This window comes from Pseudomaricurvus alkylphenolicus, assembly GCF_011683955.1.
Lineage (GTDB): Bacteria > Pseudomonadota > Gammaproteobacteria > Pseudomonadales > Cellvibrionaceae > Pseudomaricurvus > Pseudomaricurvus alkylphenolicus.
Genome location: NZ_JAAQPI010000039.1, coordinates 1 through 15665, shown reverse-complemented (window position 1 = coordinate 15665; position 15665 = coordinate 1). Strand labels below are relative to the sequence as shown.

Here is a 15665-nt window from a genome sequence, read left to right as displayed (position 1 = left end):
TGATCGACGACCTTCAACCCGCAGACCCGGATCGTTATATCAAGACTCCGGTGTGGGATACCGCGATGAATAAAATGGGGTGGGGTGCCTACCTGTCGGACCTTCACAAGCAGGGCGTTGACATTCCTGCCTACGCGGCACCAGCCCGGAATACGGATTATCGCGGATTGCCTCCCACCATTACCTTTGTCGGTTCGTTGGAGCCCTTCTACCAGGAGACGCTCGACTACGTAGAGGCACTTAAGCAAGAAAGCGTGGATGTTGCTTTTAAGCTCTATGACGGCTGCTTTCACGCTTTTGAATTCCTGAGTCCGAATACCAAGGTCAGTAAAGATGCGCGCGATTTTACCTTTGACAGTTATGCGGATTTTTATGATCGATACGTGAGCTAATCTTCAGGCTTTTTTTAGGCCGGATAGATGAGACCCAACACAACATGACCTACTAGGTCATGTTGTGTTGGGTCGCTCTCAGACGCTGGAATGGTGTATGACCGGTCGAATCTTCGGGGCGCAAGAGGCGTTAAACGGAGGCTTGGTGCGGTCTGTTCACGCGCCGGGGCATCTTCAGTCGAGCGCAATCCGCTGACGCGCGTGAGGGAGTTGCCAGTTTCCTGGAGAAACGGCCACCTGATTATCCGGATAAAGTATTGGAAAATATGCCGGAGTTTTTCCCTTGGTGGCAATCACTTCCCTATGAAAGTGACCTCTAGTTATCTGTTTCGATACTCCCGGGGCGAACAGCCGTGCCAGGATGTAAAGCTTAAGAACTCTTCCTATTCTTCTTCTACATCGTCATAAATGGATGTCGATACATGTAACTGCGGCAATACGCAAAACCCGTCCATCAACATCACTGAGGATGTCAAGAAACTATCCGCTACCAAACAACGCTTAGAGTTGGATAGCCCTTCAAAACACATTTATAAAATCTTGAGGGTGATGTGGGCAATACTGTTGTTGATTTCTAATGACAGATGTTCGTAGCTCATGATGGGCTCCAAACAGGGTGGCGGCAAAGAACAGGCGAATCGCTATAGCCGGATTAGTTTCCTTGCGCACCTTGGCAAGAATCGTGTAGGTACGATCAGAAAATAGATGCAGAGCTTCGATAAAAAGCTGGCGCTTATCACCGAAGGCGGCATAAAGGCTGCTACGACTGATTTCCATTGAAGTCAGGAGTTGCCGCAATGAGGTGGCATATAACCTTGTCGCCAGAACAGGTGCATGGCCGCTTGCAGGGCTTTTTGTCGGTCGAATTCTTTTGGGCGGGCCATGCTATCTCACTAATTATCAAGTTATGGACTAGCCGATCTCTATTTGATTGGTCGACCAAGTTAGGGTAAGGTGTGGCACATACGATGGTTATTAATGATCTTTGGTTATCGTTGTAACTTTAATGACGGATGAGAGATTTAAGACAGAACTGTAATAATTCTCTCAATAACTACAGAAGAGGCAAAAGATGACAAATCACGCTTATATCTACGACGCCGTGCGTACCCCGCGCAGTAAGGGTAAAAAAGACGGTAGCTTGCACGAAGTTAAACCCATCGATCTGGGTGCTGGTCTGCTTAAAGGCCTGCAGGCGCGTCACGATCTGGATACTTCTTACGTTGACGACGTTGTTATGGGCTGTGTAACTCCCGTTGGTGAGCAGGGTTCCGATGTAGCCAAGATGATTGTTCAGAATGCCGATTGGGATGAGTCTGTTGCTGGTGTTCAGCTGGACCGTTTCTGTGCCTCTGGTCTGGAAGCTGTAAACATGGCCGCTCAGAAGATTGCATCTGGCTGGGAAGACCTGGTTGTTGCCGGTGGTGTTGAGTGTATGTCTCGTGTACCTATGGGCTCCAACGGTGGTGCTATGGGTGGCGATGCTGCTTTCTCACTGAAGACTGGCTTCGTACCTCAGGGTATTGGCGCCGATGTGATTGCCAGCCTGGAAGGTTGGAGCCGTGAAGACGTAGATGCCTACGCGCTGGAATCTCAAAAGCGTGCAACCAACGCCCGTGACAACGGTTGGTTCGACAAGTCTGTTTTGCCTGTAACAGACAAGAACGGTTTAACTATTTTAGAAAAAGATGACTTCATCAAGCCAGACACCACGATGGAAGGCCTGGGTAACCTGAAAGCGTCTTTCGAAATGATGGGCAGCTTCGGTTTTGACGATATCATTCTGAAGAAATACAACACCCTGGAAAAAGTGAACCACGTGCATACCCCAGGTAACTCCTCCGGTATTGTTGATGGCGCCTCTGCGGTACTGATCGGTAGTGAGAAAGCCGGTAAAGATCTGGGCCTGACGCCACGTGGTCGTATTGTGTCTACTGCGGTTCTGGCCAACTGCCCAATCATCATGCTGACTGGCCCTGGTCCTGCTGCCAAGAAAGCCCTGGACAAAGCTGGCCTGAAGCCTTCCGACATTGATCTGTGGGAAATCAACGAAGCCTTCGCTTCTGTTGCCATGCGTTACATGAAAGACCTGGATATCAGCCACGAAGTAACCAACGTTAACGGTGGTGCGATTGCTATGGGTCACCCACTGGGTGCAACTGGTGCCATGCTGGTAAGCACCATGCTGGACGAGCTGGAGCGTCGCGGTGCCAAGCGCGCCATGCTGTCTCTGTGTGTGGGCGGTGGTATGGGTATTTCTACCATCATTGAGCGCGTTTAAGCCGAGCCTTAACGAACGAATACAGAATTTAGGAAAAAGACAATGAGCGGATTTAATTACGAAAAAGATGCTGACGGTATCGTAACCGTTACTATGGACATGAACGGCCCGGTTAACTCTATGAGTGCCGAGTTCAACCCTCTGTGGAAAGAGATGGTTGATAAGCTGGAAAAAGAAGATGGCCTGACCGGTGTTGTTATTGCCTCTGCCAAGAAAACCTTCTTCGCTGGTGGTGATCTGAACAGCCTGTTGGCGACAACCTCAGAGCAGAAAAAAGAATTCTTCAATACTCTGGAAGATATGAAAGCCGACATGCGTCGTTTGGAAAAACTGCCTGTACCGGTTGTATCTGCTATTAATGGTGCGGCACTGGGCGGTGGTTTCGAAATCTGCCTGTCGACCAACTACCGTATCGCTTACAACCACAAGTCCGTACAAATCGGTCTGCCAGAAGTAACCCTGGGTCTGTTGCCGGGCGGTGGTGGTGTTGTGCGCATGGTAAACCTGCTGGGTCTGCAAAACGCGCTGCCATTCTTGCTTGAAGGTAAGAAAGTGGTTCCCGCTAAAGCCCTCAAGGCTGGCATGATTCACGAAACAGTTGAGACTATTGAAGAGCTGATACCACGCGCTAAAGCTTATATCCTGGAGCAAAAAGGTAACGAAGCGGCTGCTGTTCAGCCTTGGGATGTTAAAGGCTTTAAGATTCCTGGCGGTAACGCCAACTCACCTAAGCTGACTCAGGTTATTACGGGCGCTCCAGCGATGCTGGCGCAAAAGACCCGTGGTCTGTTGCCTGCACCTGAGCAAATTCTGGATTGTGCCATTGAAGCAGCACGTCTGAACTTCGAAACGGCAATGACAATCGAAAGTCGCGGACTGACATATCTGGTGAACACCCCAGAAGCCAAGAACATGATCAGTACCTTCTTCTTCCAGATGAATAAAGTTAACGGTGGTGCGTGTCGTCCGAAAGATGTTGCGCCTCAGCTGACCAAGAAAGTTGGTGTTTTGGGTGCCGGCATGATGGGCCAGGGGATTGCTTACTCTTCTGCCATGGTCGGTATCGAAGTTGTCCTGAAAGACATCTCCGTTGAAGCCGCGGAGAAGGGTAAAGCTTACACAGAGAAACTGCTGGCTAAGCGTGTTTCTAAAGGTCGTATGACCGAAGAGAAGAAATCTGACATTCTGGCGCTGATCAAACCAACGGCTGACGATGCTGATCTGCAAGGTTGTGACCTGATCATTGAAGCCGTGTTCGAAAATATCGAACTGAAAAACAAGATCACTGCCAGCACAGAGAAGTACTTGGCTGAAGGCGGTGTTTGGGGTTCTAACACCTCCACCCTGCCTATCACCCAGTTGGCAGAAGCTTCTGAGAAACCAGAGAACTTTATCGGCATTCACTTCTTCTCGCCTGTAGATAAAATGCCTCTGGTTGAAATCATCTGTGGTGAAAAGACCAGTGACGTGGCCCTGGCCAAAGCGTTCGATTACACCCGACAAATCAAGAAGACCCCAATCGTTGTTAACGATTCTTTGGCCTTCTACACCTCGCGTACTTTCGGCACCTTTATGGATGAAGGTGTTCGCATCCTGCAAGACGGTGCTCACCCTGTTCGCATCGACAACCTGGGTAAAGCGCTTGGCATGCCTGTAGGACCTCTGTCTGTACAGGATGAAGTGAGTATTGAACTGACTCGAAAAGTGGCTGAAACCCAAAAAGAAATGGGTGTTTACGGCAAGTTTGGTCCAACCGAATCGCAGCAAGAAATCATCGACTTTATGATTTCTCAGAACGGTCGCGGTGGTCGCCACCACGGTGGTGGTTTCTACGAGTACTCTGACGGTGGCAAAACCATTTGGCAGCCATTGGTAGAGAAATACTTCAATGCCGATTACGACATCAGCGATGAAGATATCAAAGATCGTATCCTGTTCCGTCAGGTTATCGAAACCCTGAAGTGTCTGGAAACCAATGTTCTGCGCAGCGTAGCTGACGGCAACATCGGTTCCATCATGGGTATCGGTGCGCCTGTATGGACCGGTGGTTTCATCCAGTTCGTTAATACCTATGGCTTAGAGAAATTCCAAGCACGTTGTGGTGAATTGGCAGCCAAATACGGTGAGCGTTTTGAGTGTCCAGCCATCGTTGCTGGTAAAATCGCTGCTGGCGAAACTTTCCAATAATTAATTTTCCATTAAACGTCATCCTCACGAAAACGGGGCTCCATCTACTGAATATGGCTTCCCGTTTTAGGCCTGCCCCGCGAGCTGCGCGAGTGCTTTGGGTACACGGGAATGACGAGGGGAAGGGAGTGTGATAATGCGTAATTTTACTGAAGAACAAAATATGTTTCGGGGTGCTTATCGAAAGTTTCTTGAAACTGAAATTGCTCCAAATATTGAGAAGTGGCGTGAGCAAAACATCGTAGACCGCGAAGCTTTCGAAAAAGCCGGTGAGCAGGGCTTCCTGATGATCTGGCCGGATGAGCAGTACGGTGGTCTGGGTGATCGTGATTTCCGCTACGAGCAAATCATTATCGAAGAAATTCACCGTGCCGGTGCTTGCGAGTGGTATGCAACTTTGCACAGCCGCTTGGTTGGCCCTTATATTGACAACTTCGGTAATGATGAACAAAAGCAGCGTTGGTTGCCTGACTGTGCTTCCGGTAAAAAAATCCTGGCTGTCGCCATGACTGAAGCGGATGCCGGTAGTGACCTGGCGGGTATGCGCTCTACCATTAAAGAAGAAGGCGACCACTACGTTCTTAATGGTTCCAAAACCTATATTTCCAACGGTATTAATGCCGACCTGGTGGTTGTGGCCGCTAAATCAGATCCGGATAACAACCCGCACGCCATGACCCTGTGTGTAGTTGAACGTGGCATGGAAGGTTTTGAGCGCGGTCGTAACCTCAACAAGATGGGTTTGAAAGCGCAGGACACGGCGGAGTTGTTCTTCAATAACGTTATCATTCCTAAAGAAAATATCTTGGGCGAGCCTGGTCATGGTTTCTTCCACCTGATGCAAGGCTTGGCTGAGGAACGTTTGATTGGTGCTACATCCTACATCGCCAACGCCCGTCGTGCGTTTAACTTGACTCGTGATTTTGTGATGGAACGTAAGGTGTTTGGTAAGCCTTTGTCCGATATGCAAAATACGCAGTTCAAAATGGCTGAAATGGATGCCGAGATTGAAGTGCTGGAAATCTTTGTTGATGCCCTGGTTGCGCGACATAACGAAGGCAAGCTGACCGGTAATATGGCGGCTAAAGCCAAGCTGCAAACCTCCGAGATTGAGTGGAAGATGCTGGATCTGGGTGTGCAGCTGCATGGTGGTGCGGGTTATATGAAAGAGTACCCCATCTGTGACATGTTCACCGATGCACGTGTCAATCGCATTTATGCGGGTTCTTCCGAGATTATGAAGCTGATTATCAGCCGTGACATTTTCTCAGAAAACTACACCAGCAACTTAGATTAAAAAAATTAGCACATCATACCCGCTTACCCAAAGCTCTCGTGTTACTCGCGGGGCAGGCTCAAGGCGGGTATCCAGTGTCTTTTGAAATAAAGAGTATTTAACAATGGATGTTTCAGGAAAGGTTGCCGTTGTTAGCGGTGGTGTTTCTGAGTACTTACCTAATCAAATTACTTAACCCAAGGTGAAGGCTATGGGACCTCTAGCAGGAATCAAAATTATTGAAATGAAGGGCATTGGCCCTGGCCCCTATGCCGGTCAGTTGATGGCTGATCTGGGTGCTGAAATCATTGTGGTTGAGCGAGCTTCCAAGCCAAACTCGATTGCATCGCCTTCTGCGATGGATGTAAATTCCCGCGGTAAGAAAAGTATTGCACTGGATTTGAGAAAACCTGAAGGCCTTGAGACCTTGCTGAAGCTGGTTGAGCAAGCTGACGTTATCTTTGAAGGTAACCGCCCAGGTGTTGCCGAGCGTTTAGGCTTTGGTCCTGATGTCTGTATGGCACGCAATCCGAAGATCATCTATGGTCGCATGACCGGCTGGGGCCAAACCGGTACTCTGGCGCATTCTGCTGGCCACGACATGAATTATATCTCTCTGACGGGGGCCGCAGCAGCCATTGGCACCAAAGAGCGTCCCGTGCCGCCATTAAATATTCTCGGTGACTTTGCCGGCGGTAGTCTGTTCCTGGTTGTGGGAATTTTGTCGGCGCTGATAGAAGTACAAAAATCTGGTAAAGGTCAGGTAATTGATGCTGCCATTACCGACGGCTCTGCCCACTTGATGAGCATGTTCTACACCATGAGCAAGCTGGGTGCCTGGAATACCAACCGCGAAACCAACATGTTGGACGGTGGTCGACCTTACTACGCCGCATACGAAACTGCTGATGGCAAGCACGTATCGGTTGGCCCGATTGAGCCACAGTTCTTTGCCGAGATGGTACAAAAAGCCGGTATGCCAGAGAGCTTTATTCAGGATCAAAACAATTCTGATAAGTGGGGCGAAATTAAAGCCACTATGGTAGAAACCTTTAAATCGAAAACCCGTGATGAGTGGGCAGATATTTTTGAAGGTAGCGATGCCTGTGTCGCCGGTATTCTCGACTTTAAAGAAGCCCTTGAACACCCTCACAATAAGTCCCGCGAAACCTACGTTGAAATCAATGGCGATATGCAGCCTGCACCTGCTCCACGCTTTAGCCGTACCGAGTGTGCTGTACCTGCTGCCCCTTCAGCTGAAGGTGCGGATACCAAAGCCGTATTGGCCGATTGGGGTTTTGATGACAGCGCCATTGAAGCACTGGATCAAGCCGGTATTTTTACCTGATAAAAACATATCTGGATTTAAGACATTAGAGGGCTGCGTTAGACAGCCCCTAAGCAACAGATCCGAGAATGATAGGGTAGAGAGACGGGACAGTAACATAAACGAAAAAAGCGAGAGTACTCAACATGAGTGAATTTGAAACGATTACCTACGCGGTTGAAAACCGCGTAGCGACCATTACATTAAATCGCCCTAAGGCCATGAACGCATTCAGCCAAAAAATGCGTCATGAGATGAAGCAAGTTATTGATGCTTCCGAGGCAAACGACGATGTGCGCGTTGTTGTACTGCGTGCAGAAGGTAAAGGTTTTTCCTCCGGTACTGACCTAACCGAAGGCCTGGCAGGCTTTGAAACCATCGAAGATCAAATCATCGAAGAATACAAGCCGATAATCATGGGCATTGCTGAATCCAGCAAGCCATATATTGCTTCGATTCACGGAGCTTGCGCTGGCATTGGTACTGGTATTGCGCTGAGCTGTGACCTGGCCATTATGGCCGAAGGTTCATTCTTGTATGTACCTTTTGCCGGGTTGTCATTGGTTCCCGATGGTGGCATGAGTCATTACCTGGTGGAAGCCATGGGTTACAAACGTGCTTACCAGGTGTTCCTTGAAGCTGGCCGAATTCAGGCGGATGAATGCTTGCAGTACGGCATTGTCAATAAAGTTACTGAAGCTGGTCAGCTAATTGAGGCGACTAAAGCCTGGGCTGAAGCTCTGGCACAAGGTGCACCTTTGGCGCAGAAATTTGGTAAACAAATTATGCGTCAGGTTCATACCTCGACTTTCGAAGAGATGCTGGGATTGGAAGCCAAATTACAGATTGCTTGCACAACCAGCCAAGATAGCCAGAGCGCTGTGATGGCTTTCTTCGAAAAGAAAAAGCCGGTCTTTATCGGTAAATAACGTCGATAAATAAAGCCGATAAGTAAAGTCGGTAAGTAATTCTGAACTCCTTATCTGCTATTTGGCAGATAAAGAGAAAGCTCTATTGCTATAAATTATGGGGGAGAGTAAAAGGCTGATTGCGGAATTGTTAGAGCAGGGCTTTAGTGACCAGGTGATTTGGCAGTCATAAATCCCAAACAATAAAAAACGCCCCGGATGGGGAATGCTGTTCATTTCAGGGAAGCCCCCTACAAAGTCATCCCCGCAAAAGCGGGGACCCATTTTGAAAAGTAGTCGGAATATTGGATTCCCGTTTTCACGGGAATGACGGATTGATTTAAGTGAGCTGCATTGCCTTGATGGGGCGCCTTTTTTGAGAGATGTTAAATAGCGGCTGCCAATCGGAAGCCCTGATCAATCGCCCGCTTGGCATCAATCTCGGTGGCCAGTTCCGCACCACCAATCAGGTGAACATTATCGCGCTGAGCATTAACCGCGTTATAGAGTTCATTATCCGATTCCTGCCCGGCGCAGATCACAACGGAATCGACTTCAAGTACTTTGATTTCATCTTGATGCTGGATATGTAAACCCTGATCATCGATCTTGTCGTACTGAACGCCAGCCATCATATTCACACCTTTACGATCCAGGCTGATTTTGTGGGCCCAGCCGGTGGTTGTCCCCAGCGTTTTACCCACTCGTGTATCTTTACGTTGTAACAGGTAGAGTTCACGATCGCTGGTTTCTACATGTGGGGTAACGCCTTGTACACCGCCGCGGGGGTGATTGTTGAAGTCGATACCCCATTCGCGAGCAAACACATTCACATCCAAACTGGCGGAAACACCGGCATGGGAAAGTAATTCGGCTACATCAAAACCAATACCGCCGGCACCCACAATAGCTACACGTTTCCCTATTCGTTCAGGGTGTTGGATGGCTTCCTGATAGGTAAAGACGTTGGAGTGATCAATACCGTCAATGGCGGGTATTCGTGGTTTGATACCGGTAGCGATCACGACCTCATCAAAGTCTTGCAAGTCCTCACTGTTGACTCGCGTGTTTAAACGCAGGTCGACATTGTGCAATTCGATCTGGCGGTTGTAGTAGCGAATGGTCTCGTGGAATTCTTCTTTTCCGGGAATGACCTTGGCCAGATTAAAGTGGCCACCGATTTCACCGGATGCTTCAAACAAGGCGACTTTGTGGCCGCGCTGAGCCGCACTGATGGCGAATGACAAACCCGCGGGGCCTGCACCCACAACAGCAATTTGCTTTACCTTGTCTGTTGGCGAGAGTTCAATTTCTGATTCATAGCAGGCGCGTGGGTTCACCAGGCAGCTTACGCGTTTGCCCTGAAAATTATGATCCAGGCAGGCCTGGTTACAACCGATACAGGTGTTGATTTCATCTTCACGGCCACTGACGGCTTTGTTAACAAATTCCGGGTCCGCCAACATAGGGCGGCCCATGGAAACGATATCGGCCCAGCCTTTATTCAATACATCTTCGGCCGTTTCTGGTGTATTGATACGGTTGCTGGTGATCATGGGGATGTTCAGTTCTTTACGCAGGCGACCGGTAACACTGGCAAAGGCGGCGCGGGGAACCCGGGTTGCGATAGTGGGAACTCGCGATTCATGCCAGGTAAAGTGAGTGCTGATAATGGTGGCGCCAGCTTTTTCAATCTCTTTACCCAGAGTGACCACTTCATCCCAGCTGCTGCCGTCCTCCATCATTTCCATCGCGGCGATACGGTAGACGACAATAAATTTATTCCCAACCGCTTCGCGAACACGTTTCACAACTTCAATGGCCAGTCGCATACGGTTTTCGTAGCTACCACCCCAGCGGTCGGTGCGCTTATTGGTTTTTTCGACCAGGAAGGTACTGATCAGGTATCCCGCTGAACCAATAATTTCGACACCATCGTAACCGGCCTGTTGGGCTAGTTTGGCGCAGTTGGCGAAGTCAGCGATCGTTCTCTCAATATCTTCCTCGGCCATCTCCCTGGGTGTAATTGGGCTGATGCGAGAGCGAATACCGGAGGGAGAAACGGCATCCTGGATGCCTGCCAGAGGGCCGGTGTGGAGAATTTGCATGCAAATTTTACAGTCAGGATCGGCGGTTTTAACGGCGTTGGTGACCATGCGGTGCATACCCACCTGATCTTCTCGATAGAGCGTGCTGCCATCGCAATCTTCAAAAGCTCCAGACACAATACCTTCCGGGTTGGGAGCAATACCACCGGTCATAATCATGCCCACACCGCCTGTGGCCCGCTCGGCAAAGTACGTGGCCATTTTCTCATAGCCAGCCTCGCCCATATCTTCCAGGCCTGTGTGCATGGAACCCATTAGAACGCGGTTTTTCAGCTGGGTGAAACCCAGATCGAGGGGCTCGAAGGTATGTGGGTATTTATTAACGGCTTGGCTCATGGTTGCTCCTAAAACGGCTTAATAAGTATGCAGATAAGCTTACAAAGCCCGGTTTTTTTGAGATTGTTGAATATTATATGAATAATTGGTCGATCAATCAATGATCGATTGGCCGACCAATTAAGGTGGAGGAATAGTTCTGTCAAGCAGCAAAATAAGCGACATTATTTTGGGGGTTGTGCCTATTTCCTCGAAAAGTTCACTCCTGCAGATCGGCCAAATAAAATTGAGAAATATTCACCGAAACCAGCAAATGTTCGATTAAAATGGCGCCCGTAAGGCGCCATTTATTTAGCGAATGCATTAGTCTTGAGCGGCTAGCCATTTGGCAACAGCTTGACCAATTTCCGGCCCGGAATCTTCCTGAATAAAGTGCAACCCTTTTACGGTGACTTCCGTTTGATTGGGCCAGCTGCGACAGAACTCACGCTGGCGACCGATAAGCATGGAACCAGGTTCGGCATTGACGAACAGCTTGGGAACTTGTGAATCGCTTAGCCATTGGCCGTAGTCGTTTACGAGCTCGATAATGTCTGCGGGTTCACCACCAATGGGCAGTGAGCGAGGCCAATTGAGTGTTGGTTGACGATCATCTTTTTCAAGGAAGGGACGACGGTACTCGTTCATCTCTTCTTCGGTTAGTTTTCGGATGATGGCGCTTGGGAATACCCCTTCGATAAACATATTGCGGTTTAAGATCAGGTCTTCACCTTTGGCGGAGCGGAAACCCTGGAAAATACCGCGAGCACTTTCGGGCCAGTCATCCCACTCTACCGGCATAACAATGCCTTCCATATAGGCAATACCACGTACCGCATCGCGGTGCTGATTGGCCCAGTGGAAACCCAGGGCGCTGCCCCAGTCATGGATTACCAGGGTGACGTTTTGCTTAACATCCAGCGCTTCCAGAAGCTCTTGTAGATAGCTATAGGCAACGTGAAAGCTGTAACGCTCAGGGCCTTCACTGGCATCGAGTTTATCGGAGTCTCCCTGGCCAATTAAATCCGGAGCGATTAAACGACCTTTACCTTGGAGTTCCGGCATAACGTCACGCCAGAGGTAAGAAGAGGTCGGGTTTCCGTGCAGGAATACAATCGGATCGCCTTCACCTTCGTCGATATAAGCGATCTTCTTACCTTGTATTTCCAGATACTTTTTACTGTAGGACATAAGATTTTCTCTCTTTGTTTTGGGAGGGGGTGCTACCGGTTATTGCTTACCTTTGAATTCGGCTTTGCGCTTTTCAACAAAGGCGCGGATACCTTCCTGACCATCGGTACCTACGGAGTTTTCTCCGATCAGTTCAGCTTCTAAAGCCATTTGGGATTCCAGGCTTTCGGTAGAAGAGGCGGCGATTAATTGTTTGACGCTACCAAAAGAAGCTGTGGGTCCCTGAGCCAATTGCTTAGCCAATGTCATGGCCGCTTCCAGCTCTGTACCGGCTTCTACCACCTGATTAACCAGCCCCCAATCCAGCGCTTCCTGAGCACTGACTTTACGATTGGTTATCAGCATCTCTTTGGCGCGGCGATCACCGATCAGGCGGGGCAGGAAGTAGGTAGAACTGCCATCTGGCGAAAGACCGGCGGCGGTGTAGGAACCCATAAAGCCGGCTTTCTCGCCAGCAATGACAAAGTCACATTGGGCTGCGAGACTCATGCCAGCACCGGCAGCCATACTATGAACCGCCGCGATGGTAGGTTTGTCCATGCGGTTAAACAGGGAGACTGCCGAGTGCAGATAGACGGTCATTTCTTTCAGCTTTGTGGCTGCGCTGCCACCGCTTTCTGCCAGATAAGCCAAATCTCCGCCGGCGCAGAAAAGCTTCTGATCGCTGCTAATGACAATAGCGCGGACATCGTCATTTTCGTCACAACGTAAGGCTACATCCAGTAGCTCTTTCATATAGGGAGTGTGCATGGCAATGCGCTTGAGAGTGATGTGGGCAATACTGTTGTTGATTTCTAATGACAGATGTTCGTAGCTCATGATGGGGTCCTGCAAATTTACTGTTTTAGGTGTGTGTTGGTGGTTTATCTATCTTTTAACGTAAAGCGTTGTTTGTCGTCGGCAGGCTTAAATACCTAACAACGGCAGGGTGGTATCAATAATATTTTCCAGTTCTTTGGGGTCGACTTGTTGGCGAGCTGCAACTCGGAGGCCCTGATTAATCGTCATAATAAATTGCGCCAGATGTTTCGGGGTCTTCTCGGTTTTCATTAAGCCGCTATCGATAGCCTGTTGAAAACATTGAGTAAAGGCATCTTCTATATCCGCTAATCGTTGGGAGGCCAATTGGCTCAGCCCCTGATCAACATCCGCCAACTCCAGTACGCTGTTAATCATCATGCAGCCGCGATGCACACGTCTGACGGGTACTTCAAACAGGGTGGCGGCAAAGAACAAGCGAATTGCCGTAGCGGGATTAGTTTCCTTGCGCACCTTGGCAAGAATCGCGTAGGTACGATCAGAAAATAGATGCAGAGCTTCGATAAAAAGCTGGCGCTTATCACCGAAGGCGGTATAAAGGCTGCTACGGCTGATTTCCATTGAAGTCAGGAGTTGCCGCAATGAGGTGGCAGTATAACCTTGTCGCCAGAACAGGTGCATGGCCGCTTGCAGGGCTTTTTGTCGGTCGAATTCTGTTGGGCGGGCCATGCTATCTCACTAATTATCAAGTTATGGACTAGTCGGTCTTTAATTGACGGGGATAGCATACAACAAATATATTGATTGGTCGACCAAGTTTTAGTAGGCTGTGGCACATACGGTGGTTATTAATGATCTTTGGCTATCATTGTTACTCTTTCTGTGCCTCTGGTCTGGAAGCCGTAAACATCGCTGCTCAGAAGATTGCCTCTGGCTGGGAAGACCTGGCTGTTGCCGATGGTGTTGAGTGTATGTCTCGTGTACCTATGGGCTTCAGTTGTCACTCATAGAGAAGAGCATATCCGTTTCTAAAAGCACGAGTTGTGCTGAGGAATTCACATTCAGATTTTCTATTGGGGAGATTTTGAGATGCCGACTTGTTTTAATGTCGAAGTGAATAAAGGCGTTGCCCGCATTCATATGAACCGTCCGGAAAAAATGAACAGCATGATCAAGGAGTTCTGGATTGAACTGCCAGAAACTATGGCTGACCTGGAAACAGGCGGTGATGTTCGCGCTGTTGTGATCAGTTCAGAAGGCAAACACTTCTGTTGCGGCATGGACCTGTCTGTCTTTACGGATGGTGAAGGTAGCAACAAAGATTTGGAACATGGTCGTGAAAGATTGAACGTGCGTGAACTTATTCTGGTTCTGCAGAAAACCTTCTCCTGTCTCGATGATGCCCGCATACCGGTTCTCGCAGCCTGTCAGGGTGGTGTCATTGGCGGTGCTGTCGATTTGGTCACCGCTTGCGACATGCGTTATGCCACAGAAGACGCCTTCTTCAGTATCGCGGAAATCAATTTGGGCATGACAGCCGATGCGGGGACTTTCCCGCGTATCGCCCATGTGCTGCCGCAGGGCTTGGCTAAAGAATTGGCTTATACCGGTCGGCGCATGTATGCGGATGAAGCCTTGCGGGTCGGTTTGGTCAATCAGGTCTATGCGACGCAGGAAGAGCTGATCAATGGCGTGATGGATATCGCGACAGAGATTGCATCCAAGTCTCCATTGGCCGTCCATGGTTCCAAAGTTATGTTGAACTATGCTCGTGATCATTCGATCCGCGATGCACTGGATTATATTTCTGTCTGGCAGGCTGGCATGCATCGTCCGGAAACAGACATGGTTGAAATCTTCAATGCCAAAGCTGAAAAGCGTGCACCGGAGTTCCAGGATCTAGCCCCTATGTCTACCCAACTTTTCGGTGCTGCTTAATGCCCCAGGTTGGGGGGCATTTCCTCGAATCGAGCTTTATACAGAGTAAATCATCTACACAACGAAAGCGAGAATACTATGGCCGTATATGCATTAAACCTATTTGACATTTCCAGTAAAGACGAATACCTCGAGTACTCACGCCGCTCGGTAAAAGAGGTACAGTCGCATGGAGGGCGAGTCCTGTCGCTAGGTAAATTTCGGGAATCTGTTCAAGGGGATATTTCACCGCGAACTGTACTAATACTGGTGGAGTGGGAGTCAAAAGAAGCCTTCGACAGTTACCGTAACGACCCTAAGCTTTCTGACTTGCACCCTCATAGAGAAAATGGAACAAGCAATTATATCTGGCACTTGTTTGATAAATTAGAAGATCTTAGGCCTCTGTTAAAGGATTGAGATTCATGGTTGTAAGAATCGCGCACAAAAGGTGAAAAGTGCATAAACGAAATTGGAGCTAGCTTAATGCACTTTTAAAACCAAACATTCTATAAAAGCCACGTATCGGCCTCCTCTAATAAAATAGTCACGGCTGGCACACGTCAAAGGGGCACGGCCGTCACTAATATTCTCAAAGTTATCTATACTAGAAATCATTGAAGGAACAGAAAGCCAATCAAGTACAAAACCTGGTTCTCCCTTAGCTGACCAGTCCCTTAGCTGTAGAAATGTACGCGTCTAATCAACAGCCTGCTAGGTAAAAGAATGCTATGAATAGAGCAGTGCTGCTGAATTTAACATTATTGATTGTATTTCTCGGTACTGCAATGGTGGGGCATGCCTCTTCAAGCACAAGCGTACAGGATAAGTTGAGGGTGGGCGTTACCATTGCTAGCCTTCCATGGGCATCTGATGACGGCGTTTTTCAAGACAGATGTCACCATTAGTTCATTTTTTACGCTGCTTTCTCACACTCATGGTCCGAGTTATCCGGGTTTAGTTCGACCTCTTTGATGTAATCCCACTTCCTAGCCTCTCCAGAC

The 15665-nt window shown here is 48.9% G+C and carries 13 protein-coding genes and 1 pseudogene; 9 read left to right on the top strand and 5 right to left on the bottom strand.

What is annotated here, in order from left to right; genetic code table 11:
• Nucleotides 1–392, top strand: a 392-nt coding sequence (locus HBA55_RS36675; RefSeq protein WP_167001117.1) for an alpha/beta hydrolase fold domain-containing protein, incomplete at its 5' end; no start/stop codon positions are given.
• A gap of 519 nt (nucleotides 393–911) precedes the next feature.
• Here HBA55_RS36675 and HBA55_RS36670 read toward each other — a convergent pair.
• On the bottom strand, nucleotides 912–1169 hold the full coding sequence (locus HBA55_RS36670; RefSeq protein WP_206020128.1) for a hypothetical protein: 258 nt from the start codon (nucleotides 1167–1169) through the stop codon (nucleotides 912–914).
• A gap of 295 nt (nucleotides 1170–1464) precedes the next feature.
• On the opposite strand from HBA55_RS36670, the gene HBA55_RS36665 reads away from it, so the two are divergent.
• From HBA55_RS36665 to HBA55_RS36645, 5 genes are all read left to right on the top strand, one after another.
• The gene (locus HBA55_RS36665) at nucleotides 1465–2673 is read left to right on the top strand and encodes an acetyl-CoA C-acetyltransferase (RefSeq protein ID WP_167001115.1); all 1209 of its coding nucleotides are present in this window, start codon (nucleotides 1465–1467) and stop codon (nucleotides 2671–2673) included.
• 42 nt (nucleotides 2674–2715) lie between these two features.
• Nucleotides 2716–4860, top strand: a complete 2145-nt coding sequence (locus HBA55_RS36660; protein WP_167001113.1) for a 3-hydroxyacyl-CoA dehydrogenase NAD-binding domain-containing protein — start codon at nucleotides 2716–2718, stop codon at nucleotides 4858–4860.
• A gap of 130 nt (nucleotides 4861–4990) precedes the next feature.
• On the top strand, nucleotides 4991–6157 hold the full coding sequence (locus HBA55_RS36655) for an acyl-CoA dehydrogenase family protein (protein WP_338109510.1): 1167 nt from the start codon (nucleotides 4991–4993) through the stop codon (nucleotides 6155–6157).
• 190 nt (nucleotides 6158–6347) lie between these two features.
• Entirely contained in the window at nucleotides 6348–7484 is a 1137-nt protein-coding gene (locus tag HBA55_RS36650) for a CaiB/BaiF CoA transferase family protein (protein ID WP_167001109.1), read from the top strand.
• A 125-nt stretch (nucleotides 7485–7609) separates the two neighbouring features.
• Nucleotides 7610–8392 (top strand): enoyl-CoA hydratase/isomerase family protein, encoded by a 783-nt coding sequence (locus HBA55_RS36645; RefSeq protein WP_167001107.1) that lies wholly within the window; start codon nucleotides 7610–7612, stop codon nucleotides 8390–8392.
• 365 nt (nucleotides 8393–8757) lie between these two features.
• Here the strand turns inward: HBA55_RS36645 and HBA55_RS36640 are convergent, their stop codons facing one another.
• The 4 genes from HBA55_RS36640 to HBA55_RS36625 all read right to left on the bottom strand — a co-directional run bounded on the left by HBA55_RS36640 (nucleotide 8758) and on the right by HBA55_RS36625 (nucleotide 13473).
• Nucleotides 8758–10815, bottom strand: coding sequence for an NADPH-dependent 2,4-dienoyl-CoA reductase (locus HBA55_RS36640; protein WP_167001105.1), 2058 nt, complete (start codon nucleotides 10813–10815; stop codon nucleotides 8758–8760).
• A 303-nt stretch (nucleotides 10816–11118) separates the two neighbouring features.
• Nucleotides 11119–11985 carry a haloalkane dehalogenase gene (locus HBA55_RS36635; protein ID WP_167001103.1) on the bottom strand — a complete coding sequence of 289 codons (867 nt, stop codon included), beginning with the start codon at nucleotides 11983–11985 and terminating at the stop codon, nucleotides 11119–11121.
• A gap of 39 nt (nucleotides 11986–12024) precedes the next feature.
• On the bottom strand, nucleotides 12025–12804 hold the full coding sequence (locus HBA55_RS36630; RefSeq protein WP_167001101.1) for an enoyl-CoA hydratase/isomerase family protein: 780 nt from the start codon (nucleotides 12802–12804) through the stop codon (nucleotides 12025–12027).
• Between the two features lie 87 nt (nucleotides 12805–12891).
• Nucleotides 12892–13473: a TetR/AcrR family transcriptional regulator gene (locus HBA55_RS36625; RefSeq protein ID WP_167001099.1), complete on the bottom strand. Its 582-nt coding sequence runs from the start codon at nucleotides 13471–13473 to the stop codon at nucleotides 12892–12894.
• 146 nt (nucleotides 13474–13619) lie between these two features.
• Here HBA55_RS36625 and HBA55_RS36620 point away from each other — a divergent pair.
• From HBA55_RS36620 to HBA55_RS38295, 3 genes and pseudogenes are all read left to right on the top strand, one after another.
• A pseudogene (locus HBA55_RS36620) lies at nucleotides 13620–13736 on the top strand (thiolase family protein); the annotation flags it as partial.
• Nucleotides 13737–13833: 97 nt separating this feature from the next.
• Nucleotides 13834–14682 (top strand): crotonase/enoyl-CoA hydratase family protein, encoded by an 849-nt coding sequence (locus HBA55_RS36615; protein ID WP_167001097.1) that lies wholly within the window; start codon nucleotides 13834–13836, stop codon nucleotides 14680–14682.
• A gap of 78 nt (nucleotides 14683–14760) precedes the next feature.
• Complete coding sequence (locus HBA55_RS38295; protein ID WP_167001095.1) at nucleotides 14761–15081, top strand: DUF1330 domain-containing protein; 321 nt, start codon at nucleotides 14761–14763, stop codon at nucleotides 15079–15081.
• Nucleotides 15082–15665: the final 584 nt, after the last annotated feature.